Genomic DNA, 26,646 nt, shown 5'->3' on the forward strand with positions numbered 1-26,646 from the left:
ACCGGCCTGTGAAAATCGGTTTAGTTGACGAAACAGGCACCGGAGACGGTGCCTTATTACTTCTGGCGCAACGCTGGGGGCTGGAACAGGACGAAGATTCCGGGCTTGCGCTGGTGCTGACGGCCAGCCATCTTGAGCTGCGTAAACGCGATGAGCCAAAACTGGGCGGCATTTTTGTCGATTTCGTTTCTGGCGCGATGGCACATCGCCGTCGCTTTGGCGGTGGACGTGGCGAGGCGGTGGCGAAAGCGGTGGGCATCAAGGGCGATTACCTGCCGGATGTGGTCGATGCCACCGCAGGCCTGGGGCGCGATGCTTTCGTGCTGGCGGCACTGGGGTGCCGGGTGCGCATGCTGGAGCGTCATCCGGTGGTGGCGGCGTTACTGGAAGATGGCTTGCGCCGTGGCTATGACGACCCTGAGATCGGCGGCTGGCTGCGTGAGCGATTGACGTTGCTGCATGTGGCGAGCCAGCAAGCACTGAGCGAGATTACACCTGCGCCTGATGTGGTGTATCTCGACCCGATGTATCCACACCGGCAGAAAAGCGCCATGGTGAAAAAGGAGATGAGGGTGTTTCAGTCGCTGGTCGGGGCGGATGAGGATGCGGATGCGTTGCTGGAACCGGCGCGCCGTCTGGCGAAGAAACGTATTGTGGTGAAGCGTCCGGATTACGCACCGCCGTTAGCGGGCGTGGTGACGCAGTCAGCAGTGGTCACCAAAAGCCATCGTTTTGATATCTATCCACCGCTTGGCTGATGCCGTTACACGGATTGAAAAAAATATGCCGGCGTTGCCGGCATATTTTTTATGGTTACTCTTCGTCGTCATCATGCAGCGGCACAATCAACATATCGATATGTACCGTATTAATCAGCTGACGCGCTGACGACATCAGTTTGCTCCAGAAGTCCTGATGGTGGCCACAGACCACCAAATCCACGTCATATTTTCTAATCGCATCCACCAGCACCTGGCCGAGATCGCCGCTACCGCTCAGGGTTTCACTGATGGGATAACCGGCGTTGGTCGAAAGCTCTTTCAGCGCGGTATGCGTCTCTTCAGAGATACGTTTCTGCATATCCCCCAGATTGACGTCAATCAGCCCGGTGTAGAGGTCTGAATAGTTCACATCAACGTGGATGAGGGAGATTTTCGCCTCGTAAGGACGAGCCAGTGAGACCGCTTTATCAACCAGCAACTGGCTTTCCGGGGAAAGGTCTACTGCAATCAGGATGTGTTTATAAGCCATGATATAACTCCTTTCACAAGATTCTGGGGGCAACCCGAATTCCTGCCACGTCACGGCTGGCGAAATCCTTTGCGCATAACGGCGATAAGCGCCACCCATCGAGATTTATGCCCTGCAGGCGGTTTATTGTTATGGTTTCAGTATAGCCAGAGTTGTTAACAAATGCTGCAAGGCGCGGTGCGCCTGTGAGACAGATCAAGTGTTATCTCTTTTTTCTCTCGCTGTGAACGAAAATCATCGCTGGAAAAATTTTTACCAAATCTCCTACACTGAAAATGGCGGTCACATTGTTGCTGGTACGGACCGCTCGGCTCGCAAAACAACAATGCAATTCGATTCATTCAGTGGAAGGCTTTCTCGTGGGGCGTTGTCAGCGTTACCCCGCTGTGCGCGTCTCCGCGGCTCCAGCCGGGAGGGGATCATGATCAGCACTATCGCGCTTTTTTGGGCTCTGTGTGTGGTTTGTCTGGTGAATATGGCGCGCTACTTCTCTTCTCTGCGCTCGTTACTGGCGGTGCTACGCGGTTGCGACCCGCTGCTGTATCAATATGTGGATGGTGCCGGTTTCTTTACTTCGCACGGCCAGCCCAGCAAACAGGTGCGCCTGGTGCGCTATATCTGGGAGAAACGTTATCGTGATCATCATGACGATGAATTTATCCGGCGCTGTGAACGGGTGCGCGGGCAATTTATCCTGACCAGCGGCTTGTGTGGTTTGGTGGTGGTCAGCCTGATCGCGATGGCCCTCTGGCAATAAAAAAAGGGCGACATTGCTGTCGCCCTTCAAGGGTCTGGCCCGGCGTGATTACACCAGTTTCAGGGCAATCCAGTACAGTGAACCGGAAAGCAGAATACACACCGGCAGGGTGAACACCCACGCCATCGCGATATTCTTAATGGTGCGGCTTTGCAGGCCACCACCATCAACCAGCATGGTTCCGGCTACTGACGACGACAAAATATGCGTCGTTGAGACCGGCATCCCGGTATAGCTGGCAATACCAATGGAGACGGCGGCCGTAACCTGTGCCGACATGCCCTGGGCATAGGTCATGCCTTTTTTGCCAATTTTCTCACCAATGGTGGTGGCAACACGACGCCAGCCAATCATGGTGCCGATACCCAGTGCCATCGCCACGGCCATGATGATCCAGATTGGAGCATACTCGACCGTACCCAGCAGGTCACCTTTCAGCTTATTCAGGAAACGCTGATCGTCAGCGCTGGTTTCCGGCAGCTTCGCGGCTTTATCGGCGGTATCGGAGATACACAGCAGCAGGCGGCGCATCTGGCTACGCTGGTCAACCGTCAGCTGATCGTAGCTTTGCAGGTTGTTGAGCAAACCCTGTGCACGCTGAATGGCTGGCAGCGCACGGGTACTGTCGCAGTGAAACTCATGCGGCCCACTGGTGGTTTCTTCTGGCGCAGGCACCGCCGGTGGCGCCATCTGCACGATGTGCGTCAGCGCGTTGTTGTGCTGCTGATAAAACTGCTCCAGATGATTTACTGCATCACGCGTACGGGAGATGTCATAACCGGACGCATTGATGTTCACCACAAAACCCGCAGGCGCGACGCCAATCAGCACCAGCATGATCAGGCCAATGCCTTTCTGACCATCGTTCGCGCCGTGTGAATAGCTCACGCCAATGGCGGAGACAATCAGGGCGATCCGGGTCCAGAACGGCGGCTTTTTCTTGCCGTCGATTTTCTCGCGTTCCGCCGGTGTCATATGGGTGCGTGAGCGTTTTTTGGTCCCGCTCCAGTAGCGCCGTAACAGGAAAATCAGGCTACCGGCAATCACCATACCGACAATCGGCGACAGGATCAGAGAAAGGAAGATGTTGAGAACTTTAGGCAGGTTGAGCGCGTCAACTACCGAAGTTCCGGTCATCAGGGCATTGGTGAGACCAATACCAATAATGGCACCAATCAGGGTGTGGGAACTGGACGCCGGCAGACCCAGATACCAGGTGCCGAGGTTCCAGATAATCGCAGCCAGCAGCATGGAGAACACCATGGCAAGGCCGTGAGCTGAACCAACATTTAATAGCAGATCGGTGGGGAGCATATGAACGATGGCATAAGCCACACTCAAACCGCCCAGTAAAACACCTAAGAAGTTGAAAACACCCGCCATCACAACTGCCAGCTGCGCCCGCATCGCACGGGTGTAGATAACTGTCGCAACCGCGTTGGCTGTGTCGTGGAAGCCATTGATTGCTTCGTAAAACAATACAAACAGCAGAGCAAGAACTAATAACAGGCCGGTACTCAGGTCAAGACCAGCAAACAGATGTAGCATAAACGTTACGCCATTTAGGAGGACATGAACGCGGCGCATTATCCGCGACAACATGCTGTATGGGAAAGGGAAATATAGCCTTTTTTTGACTTAAAGTTGTAATCTGCACGGTAATTCAGGGGAAAAAGGTCGAAATATTAGTCAGTTACAATGTGACATATTTACGGCAATTTTTTGACACTGGCGCCCCTGTGGACAGATCACTACAATCAGCGCCTTTCGGGTGAAATGGGTAAAAGCAGTGGAAAAGTTTGACGTTATCATTATTGGTGCAGGTGCTGCTGGCATGTTCTGTGCTGCGCAGGCCGGTCAACGTGGCCGCCGTGTGCTGCTGCTCGATAACGGCAAAAAAGCCGGGCGCAAGATTCTGATGTCGGGCGGCGGACGCTGTAATTTCACCAATATGTACACTGAACCCGCAGCTTACCTGTCGCACAACCCCCATTTCTGCAAATCCGCGCTGGCGCGTTATACCCAGTGGGATTTTATCGATCTGGTCAATCGTCATGCTATCGCTTACCACGAGAAAACCCTCGGCCAGCTGTTTTGCGACGATTCCGCACAGCAGATTGTCGATATGCTGCTGGCGGAATGCGAGGCCGGGCAGGTGACGCTGCGGCTGCGCAGCGAAGTTTTGAGCGTGCAGCGTGACGAGCAGGGCTACACCTTGCAGCTGAACGGCATGGCCGTGCAGGCGGAAAAGCTGGTTATCGCCAGTGGGGGGTTGTCGATGCCCGGGCTGGGTGCCTCGCCCTTTGGTTATAAAGTGGCGGAACAGTTTGGCCTGAAGGTGTTCCCGACGCGTGCAGCGCTGGTGCCCTTTACCCTGCATAAGCCGCTGCTGGAGCAGCTGAATACGCTGTCTGGCGTGGCCTTACCCACCACCATCACCGCGCAGGATGGCACCGTCTTTAAAGAGGCGATGCTATTCACCCATCGCGGGCTGTCCGGTCCGGCGGTGTTGCAGATCTCCAGTTACTGGCAACCGGGCGAGTTTGTCACGGTAGATCTCTCTCCCGCCACGCCGCTGGATGATTTCATTAATGTGCAGCGCGACGCGCATCCGAATCTCAGCCTGAAGAACAGCCTGGCGAAAATCCTGCCGAAGCGCCTGGTGGAAGTGTTGCAGGTGCTGAACCAGCTACCTGATGTCACGCTGAAGCAACTCAACAGTAAGCAGCAGAACGAGCTGGTGCAAACGCTGCATCAGTGGCGCGTGCAGCCAAACGGCACTGAAGGCTACCGCACCGCAGAAGTGACGCTGGGCGGTGTGGATACCACCCTGTTATCGTCAAAAACTATGGAAGCACGCGATGTGCCCGGATTGTATTTTATTGGCGAGGTGGTGGACGTCACCGGCTGGCTGGGGGGATATAACTTCCAGTGGGCGTGGAGTTCCGCCTGGGCATGCGCGCAGGCGTTGTAATGGTTGCTATCACGGTAATTTTAAATTGATCAGGTAATCGTACTGAGGACGCGAGATCACCAGTGGATCGCCTGCCTCAAAAGCAACGGTCATAAACCTTGCCGGTTCACCGAAGATATCGACGCGCCGATATTTGTGGTTAATAAAATGCGTCAGCAAACGCTGGATCTCAGCGGCATGACCAGGAATGATATCGTTGCTATTCGTCACTTTCTCTTCAAAACGTACGGGATGATCCTCATCCGGTTTGTACTGCATACGTTTGACATACAGGTCGTTTCTGAATTCGCCAAATGCGTTGTGGGTGGTATTAAAGGTATCGGCCAGCAGCTTGATATGCGATGCGATCTGATTAACGGCGACCACTTTGTTGGTCACAAAATGCGCCCCCCAGGCGGAGGCGGCTGTTACGCCAAACTGCACCGCATTGCGACCAATAATACTGCCAACACTGGACCCCAGCCCGGCCCATAAGCCCGCGCCAAGAAATATGCCCGCTCCCGCTGCCGTGCTTTTAGCGAAATTATCGACATGTTGCACACGAAAACCGGCGACCCGGTTATCCATATGGCTAATCCTGTTCCCGGTGGGTGCGCCAGTACCTGATTCACCATCGCGGGCTGCCAGCCGGGTATTGGCCAGTGTTTTGTAATCATTCAAGGAGTAAGCGATGGTGCTGGTCTCGGATTTTGCCAGCCGGGATACCTCATGAGGCTCCAGGGTGCTGATGAATAGCAGCGCTTCATTCAAAATATCAGTAGTTAAAAAATTCGCTGATACGCTGTTATTTAATTCTGGTTGCACCGTCAGTGCTAAGATTTCTTGCGTCTTAGGAAATGCCATAACGCCCCCAGCGTGATTAAACTTCTTTATTCTGTTTGATATCCCAGCCCATCTGCACTGACGCGCCTTTATTCCCTTGCGAGGTTTGCTCCCAATATTCCATCGCCACTTTACTGGCCTGAAAAGAGTATTCCATACCCAGGGTTGAACCATGCGCCACACCGATATAATCGGTCTGCGTCACCAGTACATCTTCCAGTGTAATAAGGGTATATTCCACTTCCTGGCCACCCGCCTTGCAGATCGACAGCTGAACCTTAGAAACATGTTTGCCGCTGGAGCAATATTTCAGTAACGCAGGGGTACCTTTATCAATTAACGCCTGCACAGTCAGATCACGGTATTTCACTTTCCCGGCGCCGCCACCACCGCCCACCGCCATATTACCCGGCTGTTTTGCGCCCCAGCTAAATGAATAGACATCGATCCATTTTTTGTGATTAGCATTTTGCGATTCGCCTTCAATGCCATCGACTTTTAAAAAAATATCTATCGCCATCGTTTTTATCGCCTTATCGTGATATCAGGGAGCTGTGGGCATTTAGCTTTCTTTATTTTGTTTAATGTCCCAGCTCACTTTGCTTTCGGCGCCTTTGGTTCCGCTTTCACCCTGTTCCCAATAGCTCATGGAGATTTTGCCGGCCTGGAAGGAGTAGTCCACGACGATGGTGTCGCTCTGGCCGACGCCGTTGAAATCGGTCTGGGTGACCAGCACGTCCTCAAGGGTGATTTTGGAATATTCCACCTGGTTACCACCGGCTTTACAAATGGACAGCTCGACTTTATCGACATGTTTACCGCTGGAGCAGTACTTCAGAATGGCGGGGGTGGATTTATCGATCAGCGCCTTAATATTGAGGTCACGGTAAGCCACTTTTCCGGCACCACCGCCGCCGCCAACGGACATATTTCCTGGCTGTGCCGCCCCCCAGGTAAAGGAAAGTACATCGGTCCATCCTTTGTGATTGCTGTCCTGAGATTCACCCGTTGTTCCGTCAACTTTCAAATAAATATCAATAGCCATTACCTGATTTCCCGATAGTTTTCTTCATGAAAGATAAATGGGATAGCAATCCCAGCCGGTTACGTGAAAATGACATCCGATGTGATCGAGCCAGTGAATCTACAGATGATACTGTCGCCGTCGTGTCATATATTCCATATGCATCAGAAAATTGTTGCGTCATGCCACATCTGATGCGTGAGTTATTTATGTTATGACTGGCACTAAATATCATCGCGTGAATGCACGACTGCACCGAAACACATTAGTAAAATTTAACACGGCTTCATGTCAATAAATTAACAGTCTTAACGATTTTATTAGGATGATTCTGAAACTTTGCTGGCGGGAATCGATGAGAGTGAGGGGCTTTGCCGTCATCTGTTGAAGGAAAGAGGGGATAGACAGGAAATTCCTCAATCATCACCCGACGATGATGATTGAGGACGAGAGTATCGGGCGTTTAAAACGGTCCGGTTATTTTTTTATTGCCGCGAGTTTCATCCCACGCTTCAGCGACATACCGTAACCCGCCAGTGCGCAGGCGGCGATAAACCACGGAATCATCTTCACCACGCTGGAATCGCTGCCGCTCAGTGATTGCAGGTTATTCACTACCAGGATGATGGTGATGGTCATGCAGATGATCGACAGCAGCGGTGCCCAGAAGACCTGTAAGCGGCTGTCATCGGTGGCTTTGCTGCGGAAGAACAGCACCACCGCAGCGGACACCCCGAGTTGCAGAATCAGGATGCACAGGGTCGCGACCGCAGAGCCGATGGCAAAGATATGCACCATCGGGTCCAGCCCGGCGCTGCCCATACCGGCCAGCAACATCAGCAGGATCACGCTGTGTACATGGCTGGCATTATGCGGTGTGCCGTTGGTCGGATGGGTGCGGCATAGCTCCTTCCAGATCAGGCCATCGCGGCTGATGCTAAAGATGTAGCGCGAAATGTTGTTGTGAAATGCCAGCGTAGCCGCGAACAGGCTGGTGATCAGCAGCACCGACATGGTATTCACCGCCCACTGGCCGACATACTGGCGGGTAATGTTGAAAACAAAATTGCCGGGATCTTTACTGGCGATGGCGACGATCTCATCAAAACCATAGGCCTGCACCAGTGACCAACTGGTAAAGCAGAAAAAGGCGGTGATCAGCAGCAGGGCGCAAATCGTGGCGCGTGGCACGGTTTTCTGCGGGTCGCGGCACTCTTCGGCGTAGATCGCGGTCGATTCAAAACCGATAAACGCGGCGATGGTGAAGATAAAAGCGATACCGAGATTGCCCTGCATAAACACCGAGGGTTCAAATGACTGGAAGGTGAAGGGACCGGTTTTTTTCACCAGCAACATCACATCGGTCAGCAGCACGATGGCGACTTCAGCCAGCATCAACACGCCCAGTAGCTTGCCGCCCACCTCCACCCGCTTGATGCCCAGTATCCAGGCAATGATGGCAAACAACATACTCAGCGCCCACCAGGGAACGTGCGTACCGAGGTGTTCCTCAAGGAACAGCTGGGTGAAGAAACCCAGCATGGCAACAATGGCGATCTGGATGGAGAAGTAGGCCATCAGGGCCAGCACCGAGGCGGAGGCCCCCCAGTTATCCCCCAACCCTTTGGAGATATAGGTGTAGAACGCCCCGGCATTGTTGACGTGGCGGCTCATGGCGATGAAGCCCACCGCGAACAGCATCAAAATGACGCACGACAGGATGTAAAACACCGGGATGCCGCCGCCGTTGCCGGAGATAATCGCCACCGGCAGGCCACCGACCACCCCGGTCAGCGGGGATGCCGCAGCAACCACAAAAAAGACCAGAGAAAACAAGCCCAACGTATTTTTGCGTAAACCGGTATCGTTGTTCATCGCCAGCGCCTCTATGAGGAGAGTGAAATTTCTCAGGCGCTCTGCGTCGCCTGAGGCAGGTAACTTCGCTGCATCATTTCTCAGTGACGACGACGGCGGATAGAAAAAATCGGACAGAGCCACGGTGCAGAGCTGCACCGTTTTAGTGCTCAGTGATAGCGCAGACGATGGAACAACGCATCATGGGCAATGCGCCGTTGATAGTCGCACGGCGTGGTGCTGACGAACTTTTTAAACTCGCGCAGGAAGTGCGACTGGTCGCTAAATCCAAGGTCAAATGCCAGATCGCTAAAGGAAATATCCCCCTGCGCATGGATGCTATTCAGCGCCGACTGGCAGCGCAGAATGCGGCTAAAGGCCTTCGGCGACAAACCGGTATCCTGGCGGAACTGCCGCTGAATGGTGCGGCAGGTGTAACCGGTCAGCGCTTCCAGTTGATCAACGCGAATATTGCCCTTTTGCTGCTGCATCGCACGGATAATCGATGCCGTTACCGATGAGGCTTTGCGCACCAGCCGTGGCGTGAAGTGGGCGTTAAATAACGAAATTTGCTGTGAAAAGCTGTGGCTTTGCACAATTTGTTCAAACGCCAGTCGGGCATCAGGTACCACATCAAGAAAGCTGAATTCATGGTCGGGGATCTCCTCTGCCATCACGTCAAGAAAATCGGGGATAACGCCCGGCGCGAACCGCACGCCGAAATAATGATGGTTATGCAGCATGTCGGCACCGCGCGCTTCCAGCGTGGTGCCGCACACGCGACCTTTGGGGTTGAGCGGATCGCAATCAAACACGATATCCACGCAGCCATCCGGGACAGCCAGCGTCATATCCGCCGATTGCGCCACGTCGAAGCTGTAAAAGTGTGAAATCGCCGGGTTTTCTGAGGCGATGACCGAGTAATGTTGCGCGGCATTCAGCACAAACCACGGCTGTTCCGGATGAAAGCTGCCGCCATGACGATAAAAGGGATTCTCAGACATCGCGCGCTCCGCTACAGGCTGAACAGGGATAAACCGATCATGCAAGCCCTGTGCCACGCGGATGTCGCAAATATTCAATACAGCCCCCTCGTCGTCACGTATTCCTAAAGGCATCCACCTGCACGCCGGACGCACTGCGTCGGCGGGAATACGTAATAAGACTGAAAAGGGCGTAAACCATGACTGATTCAACCCGGATTGATTTTATCTACCTGTCGGAGCAGGACATGATCCGCGCAGGCGTTACCGACATGCCCGCCTGCGTGAACACCATGGAGGAGATGTTCGGCCTGTTGTATCGGGGGGACTACCGCATGGCCGGTGCCAATAACGATTCACACGGCGCGATGGTCACCTTCCCGGAAAATTCACCGTTCCCCACCATGCCAAAACCGACCGCCGATCGTCGCCTGATGGCGATGCCAGCTTACCTCGGCGGCAACTTTGGCACCGCAGGGGTGAAATGGTATGGCTCGAATATTGCCAACCGCGAAAAAGGGCTGCCGCGTTCCATTCTGATGTTCACCCTCAACGATGCCGATACCGGCGCACCGCTGGCGCATATGTCCGCCAACCTGCTGTCGGCTTACCGCACCGGCGCGGTGCCGGGCGTGGGGGCGCGTCATCTGGCACGTAAAGATTCCCGCGTGATTGGCCTGTTGGGGCCGGGCGTGATGGGCAAAACGGCGGTGGCGGCGTTTATCGCCGTGTGCCCGCACATCGATACCATCAAAGTGAAAGGGCGTGGTCAGCGTAGCCTGGATAACTTCATCACCTGGGTGCAGGAAACCTGGCCGCAAATCAAACACATCGAAATCGTCGAGTCGCTGGAAGCGGTAGTACGCGATTCCGATATCGTGACCTATTGCAGTTCCGGCGAAGTGGGCGACCCCGACAGCTATCCGCTGGTGAGGCGTGAATGGGTCAAACCGGGCACCTTCCTGGCGATGCCTGCGCTGTGCAACATCGACGCCGGTATGGAACAGGCCGACGTGCGCAAAGTGCTGGATAACACCGGCCTTTATCACGCGTGGTTTGAGGAAGTCCCCAAGCCCGCACACAAAACCATCCCGGTTATCGGCGTGCGTTTTATGGACATGATTGCCGAAGGCAAGCTGGCGGCGGAACAGCTGGAGGACATCGGCAAAATCGTCGCCGGTGATGCTCCTGGCCGCCAGAACGATGAGGAGATCATCATCATGTCAGTCGGCGGTATGCCGGTGGAAGACGTTGCCTGGGGCACGGTGGTGTATCGCAACGCTATCGAAAAAGGCATCGGCGTGAAATTAAACCTGTGGGAAACCCCGGTACTGAGCTAATCAAGGAAACCAGCATGACCAACATCATTAAAGTGAAAACCGGTTCGAAATTTGAAGAGATGGGCAGCTATTCACGCATTGTCGCGGTGGATAACTGGATTTATGTCTCCAACACCGCGGGCCGTCATCCGGTCAGTAAAGAAATTCCGGCGGACGTCACTGAACAGACTTTGCAGGTGTTCGCCAATATCGAGGCGGCACTGGCCGCGATAGATGCCTCGCTCAGAGACGTGGTGTTCTCCCGGGTGTTTATTCAGAACCCGGACGATGTCGCGACGGTGATGGGCATCATTGGCGATAAGTTTCGCGGTATCAATCCGGCGACCACGGTCACTTGCCCGCCGCTGGGTTCCACGGTGTATAAGGTCGAGCTGGAAGTCACGGCGTATCGCGGGGCCGGTCAGGCCGAGGTGCAGGAAATTACCGTTGCGCTATAAGGCGTAGCAGGAGGCGCGTTATGTCACCGGAAATTACCCCTGTCACCACATCCACCGATTTTCCCTCCGCCACTACGGTGGTCATTATTGGTGGCGGCATTGTTGGGTTGACCGCCGCACTGACACTGGCGGAACGCAATATTCCGGTGGTGGTGCTGGAGAAAGGCCGCATTGCGGGTGAGCAGTCGTCGCGTAATCTGGGCTGGATCCGCAAAACCAGTCGTGCCGCTGATGATATTCCGCTGGCGCAGGCTGCCGACCGTTTGTGGGCGGGGATGGCGGAACGCGTCGGCAGCGACGTGGGTTATCGCCAGGCGGGCATTATGTTTATTGCCCGCAACGAGGCACAGATGGCTCTGCATGAAAGCTGGCTGAAGGCGGTGCAGCCGCTGGATCTGGACGCGAAGCTACTCAGCCCTGCGGACATTGCGGTCCGGGTGCCGGGTGGACAGGGGAGCTGGGCAGGGGGGATTTTTACCGCCTCCGATGGCCGCGCCGAACCGACGCTGGCAGCCAGCGCCATTGCCAAAGCCGCGATCACCAGAGGCGCGATTATTGTGGAGCAATGCGCGGTGCGCACGCTGGAGACCAGCGACGGGAAGGTCAGCGGCGTGATTACCGAACGCGGTGAAATTCGCTGCGAACAGGTGCTGCTGGCAGCGGGAGCCTGGTCACGCCGTTTTCTCGGCAATCTCGGTATTGCGCTACCCACCTTGCCGCTGATTTGCTCAGTGTTGCGGACAAAGCCGCTGGAAGGACCCACCCATATTGCCGTAGGTGCGCCGGATTTCTCATTTCGTAAGCATAAAGATGGCGGGTTTATTATTACTCAGCGCGGGGCGCTGGATGCACCGTTGACGCTCGATCATCTGCTGCTGGGGACACGTTATCTGCCGCAGCTGCGCCATGCGCGTGACAATCTGCGTATCTCGCTCGGCAAATATTTTGTCAAAGATCTGGCGCTGGCCCGGCGCTGGCGGGGGGATCGCCGCTCGCCATTCGAACGTATTCGTACTCTCGATCCGGCAGCCAATCCGGCGCTGAATCAGGAAGCGATGCGTAACCTGCGCGCGGCATGGCCGGTGTTTGAGCAAGCGGAGCTGGCGCAGACGTGGGCCGGGGTGATTGATGTCACGCCGGATTCCAACCCGGTGATCGGCTCGGTGGCGGCGATGCCTGGTCTGACGCTGGCGACGGGGTTTTCCGGCCACGGTTTCGGCACGTCACCGGCTGCCGGGCAACTGGCTGCCGATCTGGTTTCCGGCCATACACCGCTGATCGACCCGACCCCGTATCGGTTTGAGCGATTCTGATGCAGGCGGCGCGAGTAATCGCGCCGTTACTTCATATAACTGCGCACCACCGCGATAATCTCTTCCATATCGCTTGCGCGCTCCTGCTCGCTGGCATTCGGGTTCATCAGATGCTCGCGGATATGGCCTTCCAGCAATTCACTCATCAGCCCGTTAATCGCGCCGCGTACCGCTGCTACCTGCTGCAACACCTTCAGGCACTCTTCTTCGGCAATCAGCGCCTTTTCCAGTGATTCAGCCTGGCCTTTGATACGACGCACGCGCGCCAGCAATTTCTTTTGATCTTTATGGGTGTGTGACATAGCGTGAAGTCCGTTGATCATTACTATACTGGGGTATAGTATATTTGGGTTGACCGGCAATTGCATCAACTGTGCCGTTTTTTAATTCGATGAGAACAATTATGACCGATTTTGCTGCACTGCTGAGTCAGGGCACGTCCAGTGCCTGGCTGTTTATCCCCAGCGCCATCTTACTGGGTGCGTTACACGGGCTGGAACCGGGTCATTCCAAAACCATGATGGCGGCGTTTATCGTGGCGATTCGCGGCACGGTAAAGCAGGCGGTGATGCTGGGACTGGCCGCCACTCTGTCGCACACGTTGATTGTCTGGCTGATCGCCCTCGGGGGCATGTACGTCAGCCGTAAACTGACCGCCGATACTGCGGAGCCATGGTTCCAGCTGATTTCTGCCATCATCATCCTGGCAACGGCATTGTGGATGATCTGGCGTACCTGGCAAAGCGAGCAGCAACGTAAGCAACATCAGCAGACAGAACGCCCTGATGCACAGGTAATCGATACCGGTCACGGCCACATCGAACTGGCATTGCATCAGGGGCACTGGCAACTGCGCACGCTGGATGGTGCTGCGTGGCAGGCCAATGAAGTGAGTGTCGCTACCCGGCGGGGCATGGGGTTCTCGCAAATATTCACCTTCGCCGCTCAGGATGGCGTGCTGCAATCCACGCTGGCGGTGCCGCAACCACACACCTTTAATGCGCGTCTGTCGCTCGGCCATCGCGGCCACTCGCATGATTATGACGTTGCGTGGCAGCAGGGGGAGGTGCAGCGTCGGCCTGGCGAAAATGATGGCGGTTTTCAGGATGCGCATGAGCGCGCCCACGCCAGTGACATCAAAAAACGTTTTGCCAGCCGTGAAGTGACCAATGGGCAGATTATTTTGTTTGGCTTAACCGGCGGGCTGATTCCCTGCCCGGCGGCGATCACCGTGCTGTTGCTGTGTATCCAGGTGAAAGCCTTTAGCCTGGGGGCCGCGCTGGTGCTGTGCTTCAGCATCGGGCTGGCACTGACGCTGGTCGGTGTGGGGGCTGCTGCCGCATTAAGTGTGCAGAAGGCCACCCAGCGCTGGCAGGGGCTGGATACACTGGCACGTCGCGCGCCCTGGTTTTCCGGCACCCTGATTGCGCTGGTGGCGATTTATATGGGGTATCACGGGTTGAGTGGCATCCTGCGCTGAGCCGTAACGCCGTGAATCTGGTAAGATCGCGGCGTTTTTCTTCCATCTGGTAATTATCTCCATGTTAAAACTCAAATTTCTCCTGCCGCTGCTGATCGTGATCAGTGCCTTAGTCTGGTGGCTCACACCGCATTACAGCGATGAAGACAAAGCCTATTACATCGCCATGTTCTGTACGCTGACCCATGATGGACGCGGCAACACACCAAAGGATATGCAGCAAATCATCGAAGGCAGCAATTCCGATTACGCATTGCAAAAAATCCACTTCCAGCGCGGTCTGGGTGAGCATCTGCAAACGGTGTGGCAGGATCTGTCACCGGAACAGCAGCAGCAGGCACATCAGGATCGCAACACTTGCCGTCGCCTGATGTCAGAAAAATTGTTACCGGGCCAGGAGTTGCAGAACTAATTGCAGCAGGCCAGTCGATTCTGGCCTGCTATTTAAATAACGTCGCTCAATATCAGGTAAAAACGAAATAGTAAGTCTGGCTGATTTGAACTCAAAATGATCAATATTTGATGGCGATAAATCAGACAATGGTTTCAGAAAATTACCACGACAATTGAAGAGGACGAAATGATGAAAAAATTAATTCTGTCTGCGTTGCTGTTGGGTGCGAGCGTTCCGGTACTGGCTGCCAATAATATCTCTGCCCAGGAAGCCGACCATTTTAAACTTGAATCGCTGGGGAATATTAGCGTGTCCGATACCGGTGGCGCGATTAGCTCACCGATGGATCTGCACCAGCGCCTGTCTGAGATGGCTGATGCGAAAGGCGGAAAATATTATGTGGTGGAAGCCGCCCGCCAGCACGGCAATAATTTTGACGCTGTCGCCCAGGTGTATAAATAATTAAAAGGCCCCGGAAGGGGCTTTTTTTTATGTCTATATTCGGACGAAAAAAAAGCGCGAGTATCGCGCTTTTTCTTATACCATCGCACAGCTAATGCGGGCGGGGAATTTGCCGGGAGTGGCGGCTGGCGGGCGTACCTCCTTCATGCATTCGCTGGTGACAAGACCTTCCTGACGGCAAAGTGCGCAGGGATCATCACTGGCTGCCAGCTGGTGCTTTCTCTCGCCGCTTAATTGTTGTTTACGGCAATGAAGCGGTGTGCATCCCATCATCTGTTTAAAAGAGCGGGTGAAGGATTGCTGGCTTTCAAAATGGTATTTTACGGCCAGGCTGATAATAGTTGCATCACTATTTTTCAGCTCGACAACACAGGCCGCCAGTTTCTTTTTGCGAATATAACGTGCCAGGGTTTCATTGTGGCAGCGAGCGAAAAGTTTCTGTAAATACCATTTTGAATACCCGGACTTTTGCGCAATATCATCAATGCTCAAACGCTGATCTAAATTATTTTCAATCCAGTGAGTTACTGAGTCAATTACACCCTCATTGTACTTTCTCTCTTGCATATAGCACCTCCAGTTCAGTGAGCACAGTGTAATTTAACTTATCTTTCCGTGTGCCTTGTTACGTAAAGATTTATCAGGAAATCGGTTTTTATTTTTCCGCTATAAGATCATTCCCGTAATTCGTGAGAATTAGCTGTGAGATGTTGTTAATTTGTTGAGGATATAGAGGGCACGGCACATCAATACGCTGCGGTGCGTAACATGTCACACTCGCTGCTTTGTCCTAACCTGGAGATGTTCTGATGGCGTTACGTTTTCCCGTGAAGTCTTCGCTGGCGATACTGCTCGCCTCTATGGCGCTGATGGGCAGCACATCGGCGCTGGCAGCGAATGTCTATGGTGAGCAGCTGGAAGGCTTCCAGTATCCTTACCCGTTACAGCACTTTAGTTTCTCCTCCCAGCAGCAGCCGCTCAGCATGGGGTATATGGATGTCAAACCCGCACAGCATGCCAACGGCCAGACGGTGGTGCTGATGCACGGCAAAAACTTCTGCGGTGCGACCTGGGAAGATACCATCAAGGCATTGAGCCAGCAGGGATACCGGGTGGTGGCACCGGATCAGATTGGTTTCTGTAGTTCCAGCAAACCGGCCAATTATCAGTACAGTTTCCAGCAGCTGGCGCAGAATACCCATCAGCTGCTGCAACAGCTTGGAATAGAAAAGGCGGTGATTGTTGGTCACTCCACCGGAGGTATGCTGGCGACGCGTTATGCGTTGATGTACCCGCAGCAGACGCAAAAACTGGTGCTGGTGAACCCGATTGGCCTGGAAGACTGGAAAGCGAAAGGCGCACCGTGGCGCTCGGTGGACCAGTGGTATCAGCGCGAGCTGAAGCTGAATGCCGCCGGGATCAAAAAGTATGAGCAGCAAACCTATTATGTCGGTCAGTGGAAGCCGGAATATGACAAATGGGTGGATATGTTGGCCGGTCTGAATAGCGGGCCGGGTCATAACCGGGTGGCGTGGAACTCGGCGTTAATCTACGACATGATTTTTACCCAGCCGGTGTACTACGAATTTAAAGATCTGCAAGTGCCGACCACGCTGATGATTGGTACCTCCGATACTACCGCCATCGGCAGCGATATCGCCCCGCCAGCGGTCAAAGCGCAGCTGGGTCATTACAATGTGCTGGGGAAACAGGTAGCAAAACTGATCCCTGGTGCGCGTCTGATCGAGTTCCCGGGCATGGGGCATGCGCCGCAGATGGAGGAGCCGCAGAAGTTTAATCAGATTTTGATTGATGATTTGGCGCGCGGTTAAAATTTACAGGCGCTACCGCGCCTGTTTTTTCCCTTTCTTGGCGGCGTACATGCGCTCGTCGCTGCCTTCCAGCAATTGCTCCAGCGTCAGCGGCTGCTGGGGATCGAATTCCACGATACCGGATGAGAAATGCAGCTGGTAGAGGCGGCTCAGGTCAAACGTCTGTCTCTGTAGTTGCCGGTCAAAGCGCGCCAGCACCCCTTCGGCATCCGACTGTTGCAGGCCATTGAACAGCACCACAAATTCATCGCCTCCCAGCCGGGCAAAAATATCCGCCTGGCGGAAACTGACCTTCATGGCATCGGCAAAATCCATCAGTGCGCGATCGCCCTGACGGTGGCCAAGGGTATCGTTGATCTCTTTAAAACGGTCGAGGTCGAGAAATGTCAGACAGGCCGGGAGCTGTTTTACCAGGCACTCGTTCAGTGCCAGCTGCCCCAGCGTCATAAAGCCACGACGATTGGTAATTTGCGTTAGCTCGTCTGAGGTGGCGGTCTGGAACGCAATCAGTTCGGCTTCCGCCATCGCTGCCAGATCGCGCAACGTGTGGCAATCATCGGCATCAAATGAACGGGCATGGTGATCGACGATGCACAGGGTACCCACTTTGGCCCCTGCTGGCGTGCGTAATGGGCAACCCGCGTAGAAGCGCACCGGGTTTTCACCGGTGACCAGCGGATTATCATAAAAGCGATCATCTTCCAGCGCATTCTCCACTACCATCACGTCATCCTGGAGGATGGCATGACCGCAAAAGGAGGTATTACGCGGCGCGGTTTCCCCGGATTTACCCGCAATGGATTTGAACCACTGGTGGTCCTCTTCCAGCAGGCTTACCAGCGCGACCGGCACACCAAACAGGCGGCGGGCGAGGCGGGTCAGACGGTCAAAACGCTCTTCTGCCGGGGTATGCAGAATGTTGAGCGCACGTAACTGAGCCAGACGATCTGATTCGTCTGCGGGCAGTGCAGGTGCTTTCATCGCGTTACTCTTCTTATTAGATGCAGGTGTTACAGAACTGGTGTTGTGCCAAAAGGATGGCGTTAACAATTATCAGCCGTCAGCAAAGACGGCTGATAAGCGTAACGGTGATCAGAGCATTTTTTGCTCGGCGAGATCAAGGGCAAAGTAACTGAAAATCAGATCGGCACCGGCGCGTTTAATGGCACCAAGGCTTTCCAGCACCACATTGCGTTCATCAATGGCACCGGCCTGCGCTGCGAATTTGATCATGGCGTATTCACCGCTGACCTGGTAGGCAGCCAGTGGCAGCGTGGTGCGCTCGCGGATATCGCGCAGGATATCGAGATAGGCACCTGCCGGTTTCACCATCAGGGAATCAGCACCTTCTGCTTCGTCGATCAGCGACTCACGGATAGCTTCACGGCGATTCATCGGGTTCATCTGATAGGTTTTACGGTCACCTTTCAGCGCGGTGCCTGCGGCTTCACGGAACGGACCGTAGAATGAGGACGCGAACTTGGTGGAGTAAGACATAATCGCGGTATCGGTGAATCCGGCCGCATCGAGCGCCTGACGAATCGCTTTTACCTGGCCATCCATTGCGGCGGAAGGCGCGATGAAATCGGCACCGGCCTGAGCGGCAACCACCGCCTGTTTACCGAGATTGATCAGGGTTGCGTCATTATCGACACCGTGGTCGCACAGCACGCCGCAATGGCCGTGGCTGGTGTATTCACAGAAACAGGTATCGGACATGACGATCATTTCTGGCACGGTGTCTTTGCAGATACGCGACATACGCGCCACCAGACCGTTTTCGTTCCACGCATCGCTGCCGGTGGCATCGGTGTGGTGCGAAATACCGAAAGTCATCACCGAACGGATACCCGCTTTGGCGATACGTTCGATTTCATACGCCAGACGCTTTTCCGGGATACGCATGACGCCCGGCATGGCGGTGATCGGTTTGTAGTCGTCCACCCCTTCTTCAACGAAAATTGGCAGTGCCAGATCGCTGAGGTTCAGGCTGGTTTCCTGGAACATTTCACGCATCGCGGCGCTTTTACGCAGCCTTCTTGGACGCTGGATAAGAGAAAAATCAGACATGCTCATTCTTACTTACAGGTGAAAAAAGTAGCGTCAGTCTACTCCTTTTTGCCGACGTCGATGAAGGTTTGTGTGCTGCGGGGAAAATGAAAACTCCCACTGACGTGGGAGTTGAGGGGGATTATTCGTTGATATCCGGATGCTGCTGTACCAGGTTTTTGCGCTTTGCTTCCAGCTTCGCGATCTCGGCATCGATATCTTCGATTTTCTGCTCGATGTTGTCGTGATGCTCCTGCAGGATCTCACGCGCTTCTGCGAGGTCAGAGGCTGCCGGGGTCGCGCCGCTCAGCGGTTTGTTGGCGGTCTCTTTCATGTACAGACCGGTGATTAAACCAATCACCGCAATCACCATCAGATAATAAGCGGGCATATAAAGATTGCTGGTGGCTTCCACCAGCCAGGCGGCAACGGTCGGCGTCAGACCGGCAACCAGCACCGAAATGTTGAAGGCACTGGCCAGCGCGCTATAGCGGATATGGGTCGGGAACATTGCGGGCAGCGACGAAGCCATCACGCCGGTGAAGGCATTCAGGATCACCGCCAGCAGCAGCAGACCGGCAAAAATCAGCCCAATCACGCCACTGTTAATCAGCATAAACGCCGGGATTGAGCAGATGAACAGCGCGATGCTGCCAATAATCACAAACGGGCGGCGGCCAAAACGGTCACTCAGCATCCCCATCACCGGTTGCACAAACAGCATCCCGATCATAATGGCGATAATAATCAGCACGCCATGGTCTTCCGAGTAGTGCAGATTATGCGACAGGTAGCTCGGCATATAGGTCAGCAGCATGTAATAGGTGACGTTGGTGGCAATCACCAGACCAATACAGGCCAGCAGGCTTTTCCAGTGTTTAGTGGCAATCTCTTTGAACGAGATTTTCGGGCCGTCACGCAGACCTTCGCGATCGCCCTGTTCCAGCTTATCCACATGTTGCTGGAATGCCGGGGTTTCTTCCAGCGCGTGGCGCAGATAAAGACCAATAATCCCTAGCGGCAGGGCGACGAAGAACGGCAGACGCCAGCCCCATTCAAGGAAGCGGTCTTCTCCGATGATGGTGGAGATCAATACCACCAGACCGGCACCCAGCACAAAACCGGCGATGGAGCCGAAATCCAGCCAGCTGCCCATAAAGCCACGCTTACGGTCGGGTGAGTATTCGGCGACGAAGATGGACGCGCCGGTATATTCCCCACCCACGGAGAAGCCCTGCGCCATTTTGGCGATCAGCAGCAGCACCGGTGCCCAAATACCAATGGACTCGTAAGAGGGTATCAGACCGATACAGAAGGTACTGATCGACATGATGACGATGGTGATGGAAAGAATTTTCTGGCGACCGTATTTGTCACCGAGCATGCCGAAGAACAGACCGCCCAGCGGACGGATCAGGAAGGGCACGGAGAAGGTCGCCAGTGCGGCGATCATCTGGATACCGGGCGAAGCACCCGGGAAAAACACTTTACCCAGCGCATAAGCCACAAAGCCATACACACCGAAATCGAACCATTCCATCGCGTTGCCCAGAGAAGCCGCGGTGATGGCCTTACGTAAACGGGCGTCGTCGATGATAGTGACATCATCCAGCCCGATCGGTTTTACACGTTTCCTACGAATTTTCATGAGGTTACCCTGTCCTGGAATCAGAAAGTCCTCAACGGCGCGGACCGACTCACAGTTTTCAGGCCGCGGCGTTGAGAAAATTAAAGCATAGCCGTAAAGATGAGATTTCTCTGGCCTGCTATAGCGATAATTACGTGAGTAATTATCGCCTCCCGCGACAGAGTATACCGTTTTTGCGTGATATTTGTCATGTTTACGCCAGTAACTGGCTATTTTGTGGCTAAAACTGTGGTGCAGCGTGGTGCTAAAAAACGCCGTTCAGAGCAGAGAACGCAGCGGTGCGCCTGTTAGCCAACCGGCGATATCTTCCACGGCTTCGGTAAAATAAGTGTGGTAGTTACTGTCGGCGACATAGCCCAGATGCGGCGTCGCCAGCACGTTCGGCAGCTGGCGTAATGGACTCCCGGCGGGCAGCGGTTCCTGCTCAAACACATCCAGACCGGCCCCGGCTAAATGCCCGGATTGTAATGCCGCAATCATCGCCGCCTGGTCGACAAGACCCGCTCGCGAGGTATTGAGCAGCAATGCGCCGGGTTTCATTTGCGCCAGTGCGACTGCATCGAGCAGATGGTGGGTACGTTCGCTCAGTACCAGATGCAGGGATACCACATCACTCGCCTGTAATAAGGCATGCAGCGATGCCATCTTTTTTACGCCGCAGGCGGCTGCACGTTCATCAGTCAGATTCTGGCTCCAGGCACAAACATCCATGCCAAACGCCTGCGCAACCTGCGCCATCGCACCACCAATTTTCCCCAGACCCAGCAGCCCCAGCGTTTTGCCCTGCAACCCGATGCCCAGCGTCTGTTGCCACGGACCATTGCTGCGCAGCGCCTGGTTTTCACTGACGAGATGGCGTGCCAGACCGAGCAGCAGCCCCCATGTCAGCTCCAGTGGTGGCGCACTGCTGCTGGCGGTGCCGCAAACCGCGATATAGCGTTCACGACAGGCGTCGAGATCAATCGAGGCATTGCGCATACCGGAGGTAACGATCAATTTCAGGTTCGGCAGGCGGCCAATCAGTTCGGCACTGAGCGGGGTACGTTCACGCATCACCACCAGGATATCGGCGTGCTGAATCTGGCTGACCAGCGCATCCTGGTTATCGATATGGGTGGTCAGCGCTCGGGTGCGGACCAGCGGTTCCAGCGTGGTCCAGTCGGCCAGTTTCAGGGCGACGTTCTGGTAATCATCAAGAATGATGCAGTTCAGGTTCATGGCGTTCCTCAGCGAGTAGCGGCCGCGGCCCTTGCTCGTTGAGCCACGCACGCAGCCGGTCATTATCCATTGGGTAGGCGTAATAATAGCCCTGAATAAATACCACACCACGCTGGTGCAGGTACTGGAATTGTAACCAAGTCTCCACCCCTTCACCCAGCACCTCAAGCTGTAACTTATGGCTGAGGTTGATGATGGCATCCAGTACCGGCGTTTCGCCATCCAGCCGCTCAATGGCGTTGATAAAGCCGCGATCAATTTTCAGATAATCAAGCGGGAAGGTTTGCAGATAGCTGAGCGAGCAATGGCCGGTGCCGAAGTCGTCAATCGCCACTTTCATCCCCTGTGATTGCAACAGGCGCAGCTTGCGCGCCACGTCTTCGCCGTCATGAATCAGACTGCGTTCCGTCAGTTCCAGCGTAATCTGCACTTGTTTATCTTTCACGCGTCGGGCGAACAGCTGAATATCATTAACGAATTCGGGGTGTTGCAGATGTTCTGCCGCCACGTTCAGTCCGATATGGAAACCGGGTTGCACATTCCAGCTCTGGATATCTTCTGCCATCAGCTCCAGCAAATGGCGCGTCAGGGGGACGATCATGCCTTCTTCTTCCGCCGCGCTGATAAAGATATCCGGGCGAATGGTATCGCCATTCGGCAATTGCCAGCGCAGCAGCGCTTCGGCACCGGCACAGCGTTGCTGAGCCACGCTATACACTGGCTGATAGTGGACGGAGAACTGGCGGTTGCGCATGGCCCGACGGATTTCATCGCGCCAGGAGATGCGGCGGCGCAGCCAGTTGGCGGTAAGAACCATCAGCAGAATGGAGAAAATGGCTGCCATTGGCAGGAAGATAAACAGCGCCTGCCGCCAGGCCTTCAGCAGCTCGCTGGGAGGGACAATCACCTCGACGCTGATCGGATAGCGGCTGGATTGCGCCGCCCAGGCTTCGCTTTTCAGGTAGGTTTCCGGTCGTTGTTCGCGTGGCCCGTAGGTTATGGCCGCACCCTCGTTAAACCGTATACTCATGCGATAGCCACGCGATTCGCCAATCGCCTGCATAAAGTCCATCAGATATTGGCCATCAATCACCGCCCAAAACCCTTCACCATCGGGCAACTGACGGACAAAAATCACCGCCGGGCGATCCGGTACGCCGGAGGTGCCGCTGATGGAAATGCTCCACCAGGCTTTGCCGGTCACCGGCGGTTGCCGCATGATCATTTCGCTCAGGGTGCCAGGATTCAGGCCATATGCAGAGGAGCAGGTGACATTCTCTCCTTCGAGCTTACCAATCGAACGAAAATAGGCGTTCAGGTTACCGGCACGTTGCAGCTTGTCTTCAATCGCCGAACAGGGTTGATAGTGGTACTGGCGCAACTGGGTGATCATATTCCAGGCACTGTCGCTCATTTTTTCGGCCTGGGCCAGCAGGGAGTTGGCGGTGCTGATTTGTTGCTGATACACGGTATGGCGCGCTTCAATCGCCGTGCACAGGATACCGAGCACCAGGGGCAGCAGCCCGGCACAAACGATCAACAGCCAGCCAAAATCGCGATGTTTTCTTTGCGGTGGCACCAGGCGTTCCTCGGTAGATTTCAGCAGCAGGAAGAGGATGTGCTGCGGCTTTCGCAGCATATCATTTTCCCAGGGCCGTGCATGTTAGCGTTTTGATTGGCAACGAAACTGACCGTGATCAATTATCGTCCCTGCTTTGCGATTATTGACAATGTTTTGCCGTTGCTGGCATTTCCTTGCATAAAAAGTGTGACCTGGCGAAATTGCTGACCTGGCGTGCATTTTTTGTCCGGGGACAAAGGCATACTCAGGATAGCGGCAACGGTTTGCCGCTCATCGAACAGGGAGGAAACGCGATGGCACCTTTATCACCGGTCTCTCAGGCACAAATTCCATCCTCACCACCACAACCTGGCCCGTCCTTTGATATGGGCTGGCATAAAAGTATTACGCAAATCACTAACCCCGCGATCGAATCTCTCGTGCCGGACCAGGAAGGCGTAAAAAAGAAGAGCAGAGGGCGGGTAGGTTGCGGGCTGAGAGCGAGCCGTAGCGAGACGGAACTGAAGAAAGACGGAGAAAGGACTGCGCAACGATTGGGCACGCTCTCTGAGCAGGCACGTAAATGGCTTGAGCGCCAAAGCGTACCCGAGGGGGCGGCGAAGAACGCCGCAGTGGCGACCCTGTATAAAGATCGTTCCCGCCCGAAGTCAGTAACTCAGATAGTCCTTGCCTGGTACTACGGGATATCGCGCAGTTCCCTGCTACGCGCTTTAATGAGTATATCCCCGGCAAACATCACTTCAGCGCAGAAAAGCTTCCTGCATAAGCTCCTGCCCGCAGAAAATCATCCCGACGCGAAGACCGTGGCCCAGCTATTTATCGACAACCAGCAGGCCATGGGCGAGATGAAAGTCACCCAGCGGGTACTGTCTCGCTACTATGGAATAAAGTGGATAGACATCGGCAGTGCCAGGCCGGGCATACTCACGCATAAGCAGGAGACGACGTTGAATGAACTGTTTCCAGCCGTACAGAAACTGACGCTAAGTGAAGTTGCACAACGCTATTTTGACAATCAAAAACTCCTGGTCGGGCAGCAAATCTCTCAGCGCCAGCTGGCGGGACATTGCGGAATTAATAAGCGGACTCTGGAAAAAGCCATCGACAAGGTCAAACCCGTGGCACTCTTGCCATCACAGGAAAGCATGCTGCATCGCCTGCTTCCTCTGAAGAATAAGCCGGATGTGGATGCGGTAGCCCGGTTATTTATCGCTAATGAGCAGATTTTTTGGGAAAACAATATCAACCGGAGAATGCTGAGCAAACACTATAAAGTCAGCCGCGATAACCTGGTGCACAAAATCAACTGGATTAAATCAGTGCCGCTAACGGCGGGGCAAAAAAACACGCTGAAGATGTTATTGCCGTCCTGGGCTGATACGAAAACGGTAGCCCGGTTAACTCATCATAACAAAGCGCTGCTGGAGTCACAGGGAATCACCGTGATGCAGCTGGCAAAATATTGCCAGTTGCACCATAACTCGCTGAGCAGAACCATCAGTATTGAAAAGCCGAATGCGCTGCCAGACAGTGACAGGGAATGGCTCGATAGCCTGATAGCCGCGAAAAAAAAGATCACCGCAGCAGCGGTAGCGCGGATCTGGCTCGATTTTAAAAGTGCGCTTGAAACACGAGGTATTACCCAGCGGATTCTGGCACAACATTTCAAGGTTAAGCTTTCCACCCTCATCTATAAAATTGGCTGTATGAAGGATGCTCCGCTGGTATCGGCGCAGGAAATTTATCTTCATCGCTATTTGCCGTTGGCGGATGGCGTCACGACCAGCCAGGTGGCCGAACTCTATGTCGACCAGAGACGCAGCCTGGATTGGCCGGGTATCACTACCTTTCAGTTAGCGGCTTACTACAAGGTCAACCTGAACAGCCTGCGCGCCGATATCAACCAGTTCCAGTCGGCGGCGCTGACGGTAAGGCAAATCAACTTTCTCAATAAACGTCTTTCGCCAGAGGATGCCCCGGATGCGGCGCTGATAGCACGCCTGTTTCTGGACCACAAGGATTGCAAAACATGGCCTAAAGTCAGTCAGTTACAGCTGGCGAAGCACTATAAGATTCAGCCAAACAGCCTGTATGCTGAAATAAAGTCACTCCAGCTGTTAGCGCCACCAGTCACGGTTATCAAACCAGAGCCAGAGGAACATGCGGACAATGCCGAAACCGTAGTCCTTGAGGAGCGACACCTCGCAGAAAGGGCGCAACATTATGCCGGCCCGCTGCTGCGCGATCCGCTGACTGGACTGAGCTTAACCGGGGAAAAACTGGGTCACTGGCAGCAGGTTGAAGTGGTGGGGCTAAAGACGCTACCAGATGCTCAGCAACAGGCGGTACTGGATCAGGTGAGGCTGGCGGTGAAAACCGATGGGAAGAGTGATGCGGCGCGCTTTGCCCGTTATTTGACCATCAAAAAGGAGCCGGACGATCCGGCAGGCAATCAGATTGTGGCACGGGAAGATATCCCGGCCGGAACCTGTCTCGGCATCTATTCCGGGGATATTCTTGCTGGCGGGGATAGCCTTGACGCCGCGATAAAAAAACACGGCCCGCATGCCATCTTCACTTATCTGTTTGCCACCCGTCAGCCGAATGTCAGCATCAGTGGCTATCAACATCCCAACCTGCTGGCACTGATCAATACCGGCCACCTGCCGGGTTATCCGGCACGCGGTGAAAACAATGTGATGGTTTTTTATGCCAGAAAACCACGCCATAAGGGCGTGGCGGTGGTGTATGTCACTCAGAGAAAAATCAGCAAAGGCGAGGAGCTGCTGATTGGTTACGGCCCTGATTATCAGATGGATATCATTAACTTTGTCCATTATCAGGCAGTGAAAAATGATCATATCCGGCAAATCGCCAGCGCCCGAAACCTCAATATTCTGGTGGTGGAACTGGATGACAGGGTGCGAGTCTGCACCCCGGCGGGATGGCAATCGGGCAGCCTGGGGGATGAGGTGCTGCCAGTGGATAACCTGGTGGCCATCCGCGCCCGCCAGAACAAAGGCGGGCTGCTGATGTATGACGCGTTGAACATTCCGCCGGGGAATAGCGGGCAGCCCGCCAGCTGGAGAATTGCAGGCCGCAGCCGGGATGGTGACGACAACCTGTTCGATGCGCTGGCAAGGGGGATGTCTGCTGCTGCGGACGTTACCGCGCTGAAACTGGCACTGTCCGGGCTGACCATCAAGCAAGAGCTGTAGCGGCGTGA

Annotated in this window: 25 protein-coding genes; 11 read left to right on the top strand and 14 right to left on the bottom strand. The window is 54.6% G+C overall.

The features are described 5' to 3' along the window. The first annotated feature begins 8 nt into the window (after positions 1 to 8). The gene (rsmJ, locus tag RCF31_RS14115) at positions 9 to 758 is read left to right on the top strand and encodes a 16S rRNA (guanine(1516)-N(2))-methyltransferase RsmJ (RefSeq protein ID WP_416411221.1); all 750 of its coding nucleotides are present in this window, start codon (positions 9 to 11) and stop codon (positions 756 to 758) included. Between the two features lie 55 nt (positions 759 to 813). Here the strand turns inward: rsmJ and uspA are convergent, their stop codons facing one another. Further along, a complete protein-coding gene (uspA, locus tag RCF31_RS14120; protein ID WP_084877638.1) occupies positions 814 to 1,251 on the bottom strand; it encodes a universal stress protein UspA in 438 nt (145 codons plus the stop codon). 421 nt (positions 1,252 to 1,672) lie between these two features. Between uspA and uspB the strand changes: the two genes are divergently transcribed. Further along, positions 1,673 to 2,008 (top strand): universal stress protein UspB, encoded by a 336-nt coding sequence (uspB, locus tag RCF31_RS14125; protein ID WP_299448275.1) that lies wholly within the window; start codon positions 1,673 to 1,675, stop codon positions 2,006 to 2,008. Between the two features lie 48 nt (positions 2,009 to 2,056). Here uspB and pitA read toward each other — a convergent pair whose 3' ends face one another. Beyond that, positions 2,057 to 3,556: an inorganic phosphate transporter PitA gene (gene pitA / locus RCF31_RS14130; protein WP_299448273.1), complete on the bottom strand. Its 1,500-nt coding sequence runs from the start codon at positions 3,554 to 3,556 to the stop codon at positions 2,057 to 2,059. 241 nt (positions 3,557 to 3,797) lie between these two features. On the opposite strand from pitA, the gene RCF31_RS14135 reads away from it, so the two are divergent. Next, entirely contained in the window at positions 3,798 to 4,982 is a 1,185-nt protein-coding gene (locus RCF31_RS14135; RefSeq protein ID WP_299448271.1) for an NAD(P)/FAD-dependent oxidoreductase, read from the top strand. A gap of 9 nt (positions 4,983 to 4,991) precedes the next feature. Here RCF31_RS14135 and RCF31_RS14140 read toward each other — a convergent pair whose 3' ends face one another. From RCF31_RS14140 to RCF31_RS14160, 5 genes are all read right to left on the bottom strand, one after another. After that, on the bottom strand, positions 4,992 to 5,825 hold the full coding sequence (locus RCF31_RS14140) for a hypothetical protein (RefSeq protein ID WP_416411222.1): 834 nt from the start codon (positions 5,823 to 5,825) through the stop codon (positions 4,992 to 4,994). A gap of 16 nt (positions 5,826 to 5,841) precedes the next feature. Next, positions 5,842 to 6,324, bottom strand: coding sequence for an Hcp family type VI secretion system effector (locus RCF31_RS14145; RefSeq protein ID WP_416411223.1), 483 nt, complete (start codon positions 6,322 to 6,324; stop codon positions 5,842 to 5,844). A 42-nt stretch (positions 6,325 to 6,366) separates the two neighbouring features. Continuing rightward, on the bottom strand, positions 6,367 to 6,849 hold the full coding sequence (locus RCF31_RS14150) for an Hcp family type VI secretion system effector (protein WP_416411224.1): 483 nt from the start codon (positions 6,847 to 6,849) through the stop codon (positions 6,367 to 6,369). A 456-nt stretch (positions 6,850 to 7,305) separates the two neighbouring features. Continuing rightward, entirely contained in the window at positions 7,306 to 8,703 is a 1,398-nt protein-coding gene (locus RCF31_RS14155; RefSeq protein WP_416411225.1) for an APC family permease, read from the bottom strand. Positions 8,704 to 8,852: 149 nt separating this feature from the next. Further along, complete coding sequence (locus RCF31_RS14160) at positions 8,853 to 9,686, bottom strand: helix-turn-helix domain-containing protein (protein ID WP_416411226.1); 834 nt, start codon at positions 9,684 to 9,686, stop codon at positions 8,853 to 8,855. 179 nt (positions 9,687 to 9,865) lie between these two features. Here RCF31_RS14160 and RCF31_RS14165 point away from each other — a divergent pair, with 179 nt between their 5' ends. From RCF31_RS14165 to RCF31_RS14175, 3 genes are read left to right on the top strand one after another with little or no spacing between them, the layout of a single operon-like run. After that, entirely contained in the window at positions 9,866 to 11,005 is a 1,140-nt protein-coding gene (locus RCF31_RS14165; RefSeq protein WP_299448266.1) for a tyramine oxidase subunit B, read from the top strand. A gap of 14 nt (positions 11,006 to 11,019) precedes the next feature. Next, a complete protein-coding gene (locus tag RCF31_RS14170; protein WP_299448264.1) occupies positions 11,020 to 11,442 on the top strand; it encodes a Rid family hydrolase in 423 nt (140 codons plus the stop codon). A gap of 20 nt (positions 11,443 to 11,462) precedes the next feature. Further along, positions 11,463 to 12,755, top strand: coding sequence for an NAD(P)/FAD-dependent oxidoreductase (locus RCF31_RS14175; protein ID WP_416411227.1), 1,293 nt, complete (start codon positions 11,463 to 11,465; stop codon positions 12,753 to 12,755). Between the two features lie 26 nt (positions 12,756 to 12,781). Here the strand turns inward: RCF31_RS14175 and RCF31_RS14180 are convergent, their stop codons facing one another. Next, positions 12,782 to 13,057, bottom strand: a complete 276-nt coding sequence (locus RCF31_RS14180) for a metal/formaldehyde-sensitive transcriptional repressor (protein WP_299448260.1) — start codon at positions 13,055 to 13,057, stop codon at positions 12,782 to 12,784. A gap of 101 nt (positions 13,058 to 13,158) precedes the next feature. Between RCF31_RS14180 and RCF31_RS14185 the strand changes: the two genes are divergently transcribed. The 3 genes from RCF31_RS14185 to RCF31_RS14195 all read left to right on the top strand — a co-directional run bounded on the left by RCF31_RS14185 (position 13,159) and on the right by RCF31_RS14195 (position 15,091). Then, a complete protein-coding gene (locus RCF31_RS14185) occupies positions 13,159 to 14,235 on the top strand; it encodes a nickel/cobalt efflux protein RcnA (RefSeq protein ID WP_416411228.1) in 1,077 nt (358 codons plus the stop codon). 61 nt (positions 14,236 to 14,296) lie between these two features. Then, entirely contained in the window at positions 14,297 to 14,647 is a 351-nt protein-coding gene (locus RCF31_RS14190) for a hypothetical protein (protein WP_299448256.1), read from the top strand. A 168-nt stretch (positions 14,648 to 14,815) separates the two neighbouring features. Next, positions 14,816 to 15,091, top strand: a complete 276-nt coding sequence (locus tag RCF31_RS14195; protein ID WP_299448254.1) for a DUF1471 domain-containing protein — start codon at positions 14,816 to 14,818, stop codon at positions 15,089 to 15,091. 75 nt (positions 15,092 to 15,166) lie between these two features. Here the strand turns inward: RCF31_RS14195 and RCF31_RS14200 are convergent, their stop codons facing one another. Continuing rightward, on the bottom strand, positions 15,167 to 15,658 hold the full coding sequence (locus tag RCF31_RS14200) for a helix-turn-helix domain-containing protein (RefSeq protein ID WP_416411229.1): 492 nt from the start codon (positions 15,656 to 15,658) through the stop codon (positions 15,167 to 15,169). Between the two features lie 242 nt (positions 15,659 to 15,900). Here RCF31_RS14200 and RCF31_RS14205 point away from each other — a divergent pair, with 242 nt between their 5' ends. After that, entirely contained in the window at positions 15,901 to 16,923 is a 1,023-nt protein-coding gene (locus tag RCF31_RS14205) for an alpha/beta fold hydrolase (RefSeq protein ID WP_416411231.1), read from the top strand. 12 nt (positions 16,924 to 16,935) lie between these two features. Here the strand turns inward: RCF31_RS14205 and RCF31_RS14210 are convergent, their stop codons facing one another. From RCF31_RS14210 to RCF31_RS14230, 5 genes are all read right to left on the bottom strand, one after another. Beyond that, positions 16,936 to 17,904, bottom strand: coding sequence for a diguanylate cyclase (locus RCF31_RS14210; protein WP_416411232.1), 969 nt, complete (start codon positions 17,902 to 17,904; stop codon positions 16,936 to 16,938). 111 nt (positions 17,905 to 18,015) lie between these two features. After that, complete coding sequence (gene hemB, locus RCF31_RS14215) at positions 18,016 to 18,993, bottom strand: porphobilinogen synthase (RefSeq protein WP_299448246.1); 978 nt, start codon at positions 18,991 to 18,993, stop codon at positions 18,016 to 18,018. 121 nt (positions 18,994 to 19,114) lie between these two features. Then, the gene (gene proP / locus RCF31_RS14220) at positions 19,115 to 20,620 is read right to left on the bottom strand and encodes a glycine betaine/L-proline transporter ProP (protein ID WP_416411233.1); all 1,506 of its coding nucleotides are present in this window, start codon (positions 20,618 to 20,620) and stop codon (positions 19,115 to 19,117) included. A gap of 258 nt (positions 20,621 to 20,878) precedes the next feature. Next, positions 20,879 to 21,838: a D-2-hydroxyacid dehydrogenase family protein gene (locus RCF31_RS14225; RefSeq protein ID WP_416411234.1), complete on the bottom strand. Its 960-nt coding sequence runs from the start codon at positions 21,836 to 21,838 to the stop codon at positions 20,879 to 20,881. Beyond that, a complete protein-coding gene (locus tag RCF31_RS14230) occupies positions 21,813 to 23,417 on the bottom strand; it encodes an EAL domain-containing protein (protein WP_416413263.1) in 1,605 nt (534 codons plus the stop codon). The genes RCF31_RS14225 and RCF31_RS14230 overlap by 26 nt, the downstream gene beginning before the upstream one ends. A gap of 296 nt (positions 23,418 to 23,713) precedes the next feature. On the opposite strand from RCF31_RS14230, the gene RCF31_RS14235 reads away from it, so the two are divergent. Continuing rightward, positions 23,714 to 26,638 (top strand): SET domain-containing protein-lysine N-methyltransferase, encoded by a 2,925-nt coding sequence (locus RCF31_RS14235; protein ID WP_416411235.1) that lies wholly within the window; start codon positions 23,714 to 23,716, stop codon positions 26,636 to 26,638. Positions 26,639 to 26,646 lie beyond the last annotated feature (8 nt).

Source organism: Pantoea sp. App145 (assembly GCF_047947045.1).
Taxonomy (GTDB): Bacteria; Pseudomonadota; Gammaproteobacteria; order Enterobacterales; family Enterobacteriaceae; genus Pantoea.

Bases quoted from the DNA above. Each gene is read 5' to 3' on its own strand.
- uspA (WP_084877638.1), bottom strand. From the start codon at position 1,251: ATGGCTTATAAACACATCCTGATTGCAGTAGACCTTTCCCCGGAAAGC.
- uspB (WP_299448275.1), top strand. From the start codon at position 1,673: ATGATCAGCACTATCGCGCTTTTTTGGGCTCTGTGTGTGGTTTGTCTG.
- pitA (WP_299448273.1), bottom strand. From the start codon at position 3,556: ATGCTACATCTGTTTGCTGGTCTTGACCTGAGTACCGGCCTGTTATTA.
- RCF31_RS14140 (WP_416411222.1), bottom strand. From the start codon at position 5,825: ATGGCATTTCCTAAGACGCAAGAAATCTTAGCACTGACGGTGCAACCA.
- RCF31_RS14145 (WP_416411223.1), bottom strand. From the start codon at position 6,324: ATGGCGATAGATATTTTTTTAAAAGTCGATGGCATTGAAGGCGAATCG.
- RCF31_RS14150 (WP_416411224.1), bottom strand. From the start codon at position 6,849: ATGGCTATTGATATTTATTTGAAAGTTGACGGAACAACGGGTGAATCT.
- RCF31_RS14155 (WP_416411225.1), bottom strand. From the start codon at position 8,703: ATGAACAACGATACCGGTTTACGCAAAAATACGTTGGGCTTGTTTTCT.
- RCF31_RS14160 (WP_416411226.1), bottom strand. From the start codon at position 9,686: ATGTCTGAGAATCCCTTTTATCGTCATGGCGGCAGCTTTCATCCGGAA.
- RCF31_RS14165 (WP_299448266.1), top strand. From the start codon at position 9,866: ATGACTGATTCAACCCGGATTGATTTTATCTACCTGTCGGAGCAGGAC.
- RCF31_RS14170 (WP_299448264.1), top strand. From the start codon at position 11,020: ATGACCAACATCATTAAAGTGAAAACCGGTTCGAAATTTGAAGAGATG.
- RCF31_RS14175 (WP_416411227.1), top strand. From the start codon at position 11,463: ATGTCACCGGAAATTACCCCTGTCACCACATCCACCGATTTTCCCTCC.
- RCF31_RS14180 (WP_299448260.1), bottom strand. From the start codon at position 13,057: ATGTCACACACCCATAAAGATCAAAAGAAATTGCTGGCGCGCGTGCGT.
- RCF31_RS14185 (WP_416411228.1), top strand. From the start codon at position 13,159: ATGACCGATTTTGCTGCACTGCTGAGTCAGGGCACGTCCAGTGCCTGG.
- RCF31_RS14190 (WP_299448256.1), top strand. From the start codon at position 14,297: ATGTTAAAACTCAAATTTCTCCTGCCGCTGCTGATCGTGATCAGTGCC.
- RCF31_RS14195 (WP_299448254.1), top strand. From the start codon at position 14,816: ATGATGAAAAAATTAATTCTGTCTGCGTTGCTGTTGGGTGCGAGCGTT.
- RCF31_RS14200 (WP_416411229.1), bottom strand. From the start codon at position 15,658: ATGCAAGAGAGAAAGTACAATGAGGGTGTAATTGACTCAGTAACTCAC.
- RCF31_RS14205 (WP_416411231.1), top strand. From the start codon at position 15,901: ATGGCGTTACGTTTTCCCGTGAAGTCTTCGCTGGCGATACTGCTCGCC.
- RCF31_RS14210 (WP_416411232.1), bottom strand. From the start codon at position 17,904: ATGAAAGCACCTGCACTGCCCGCAGACGAATCAGATCGTCTGGCTCAG.
- hemB (WP_299448246.1), bottom strand. From the start codon at position 18,993: ATGTCTGATTTTTCTCTTATCCAGCGTCCAAGAAGGCTGCGTAAAAGC.
- proP (WP_416411233.1), bottom strand. From the start codon at position 20,620: ATGAAAATTCGTAGGAAACGTGTAAAACCGATCGGGCTGGATGATGTC.
- RCF31_RS14225 (WP_416411234.1), bottom strand. From the start codon at position 21,838: ATGAACCTGAACTGCATCATTCTTGATGATTACCAGAACGTCGCCCTG.
- RCF31_RS14235 (WP_416411235.1), top strand. From the start codon at position 23,714: ATGGCACCTTTATCACCGGTCTCTCAGGCACAAATTCCATCCTCACCA.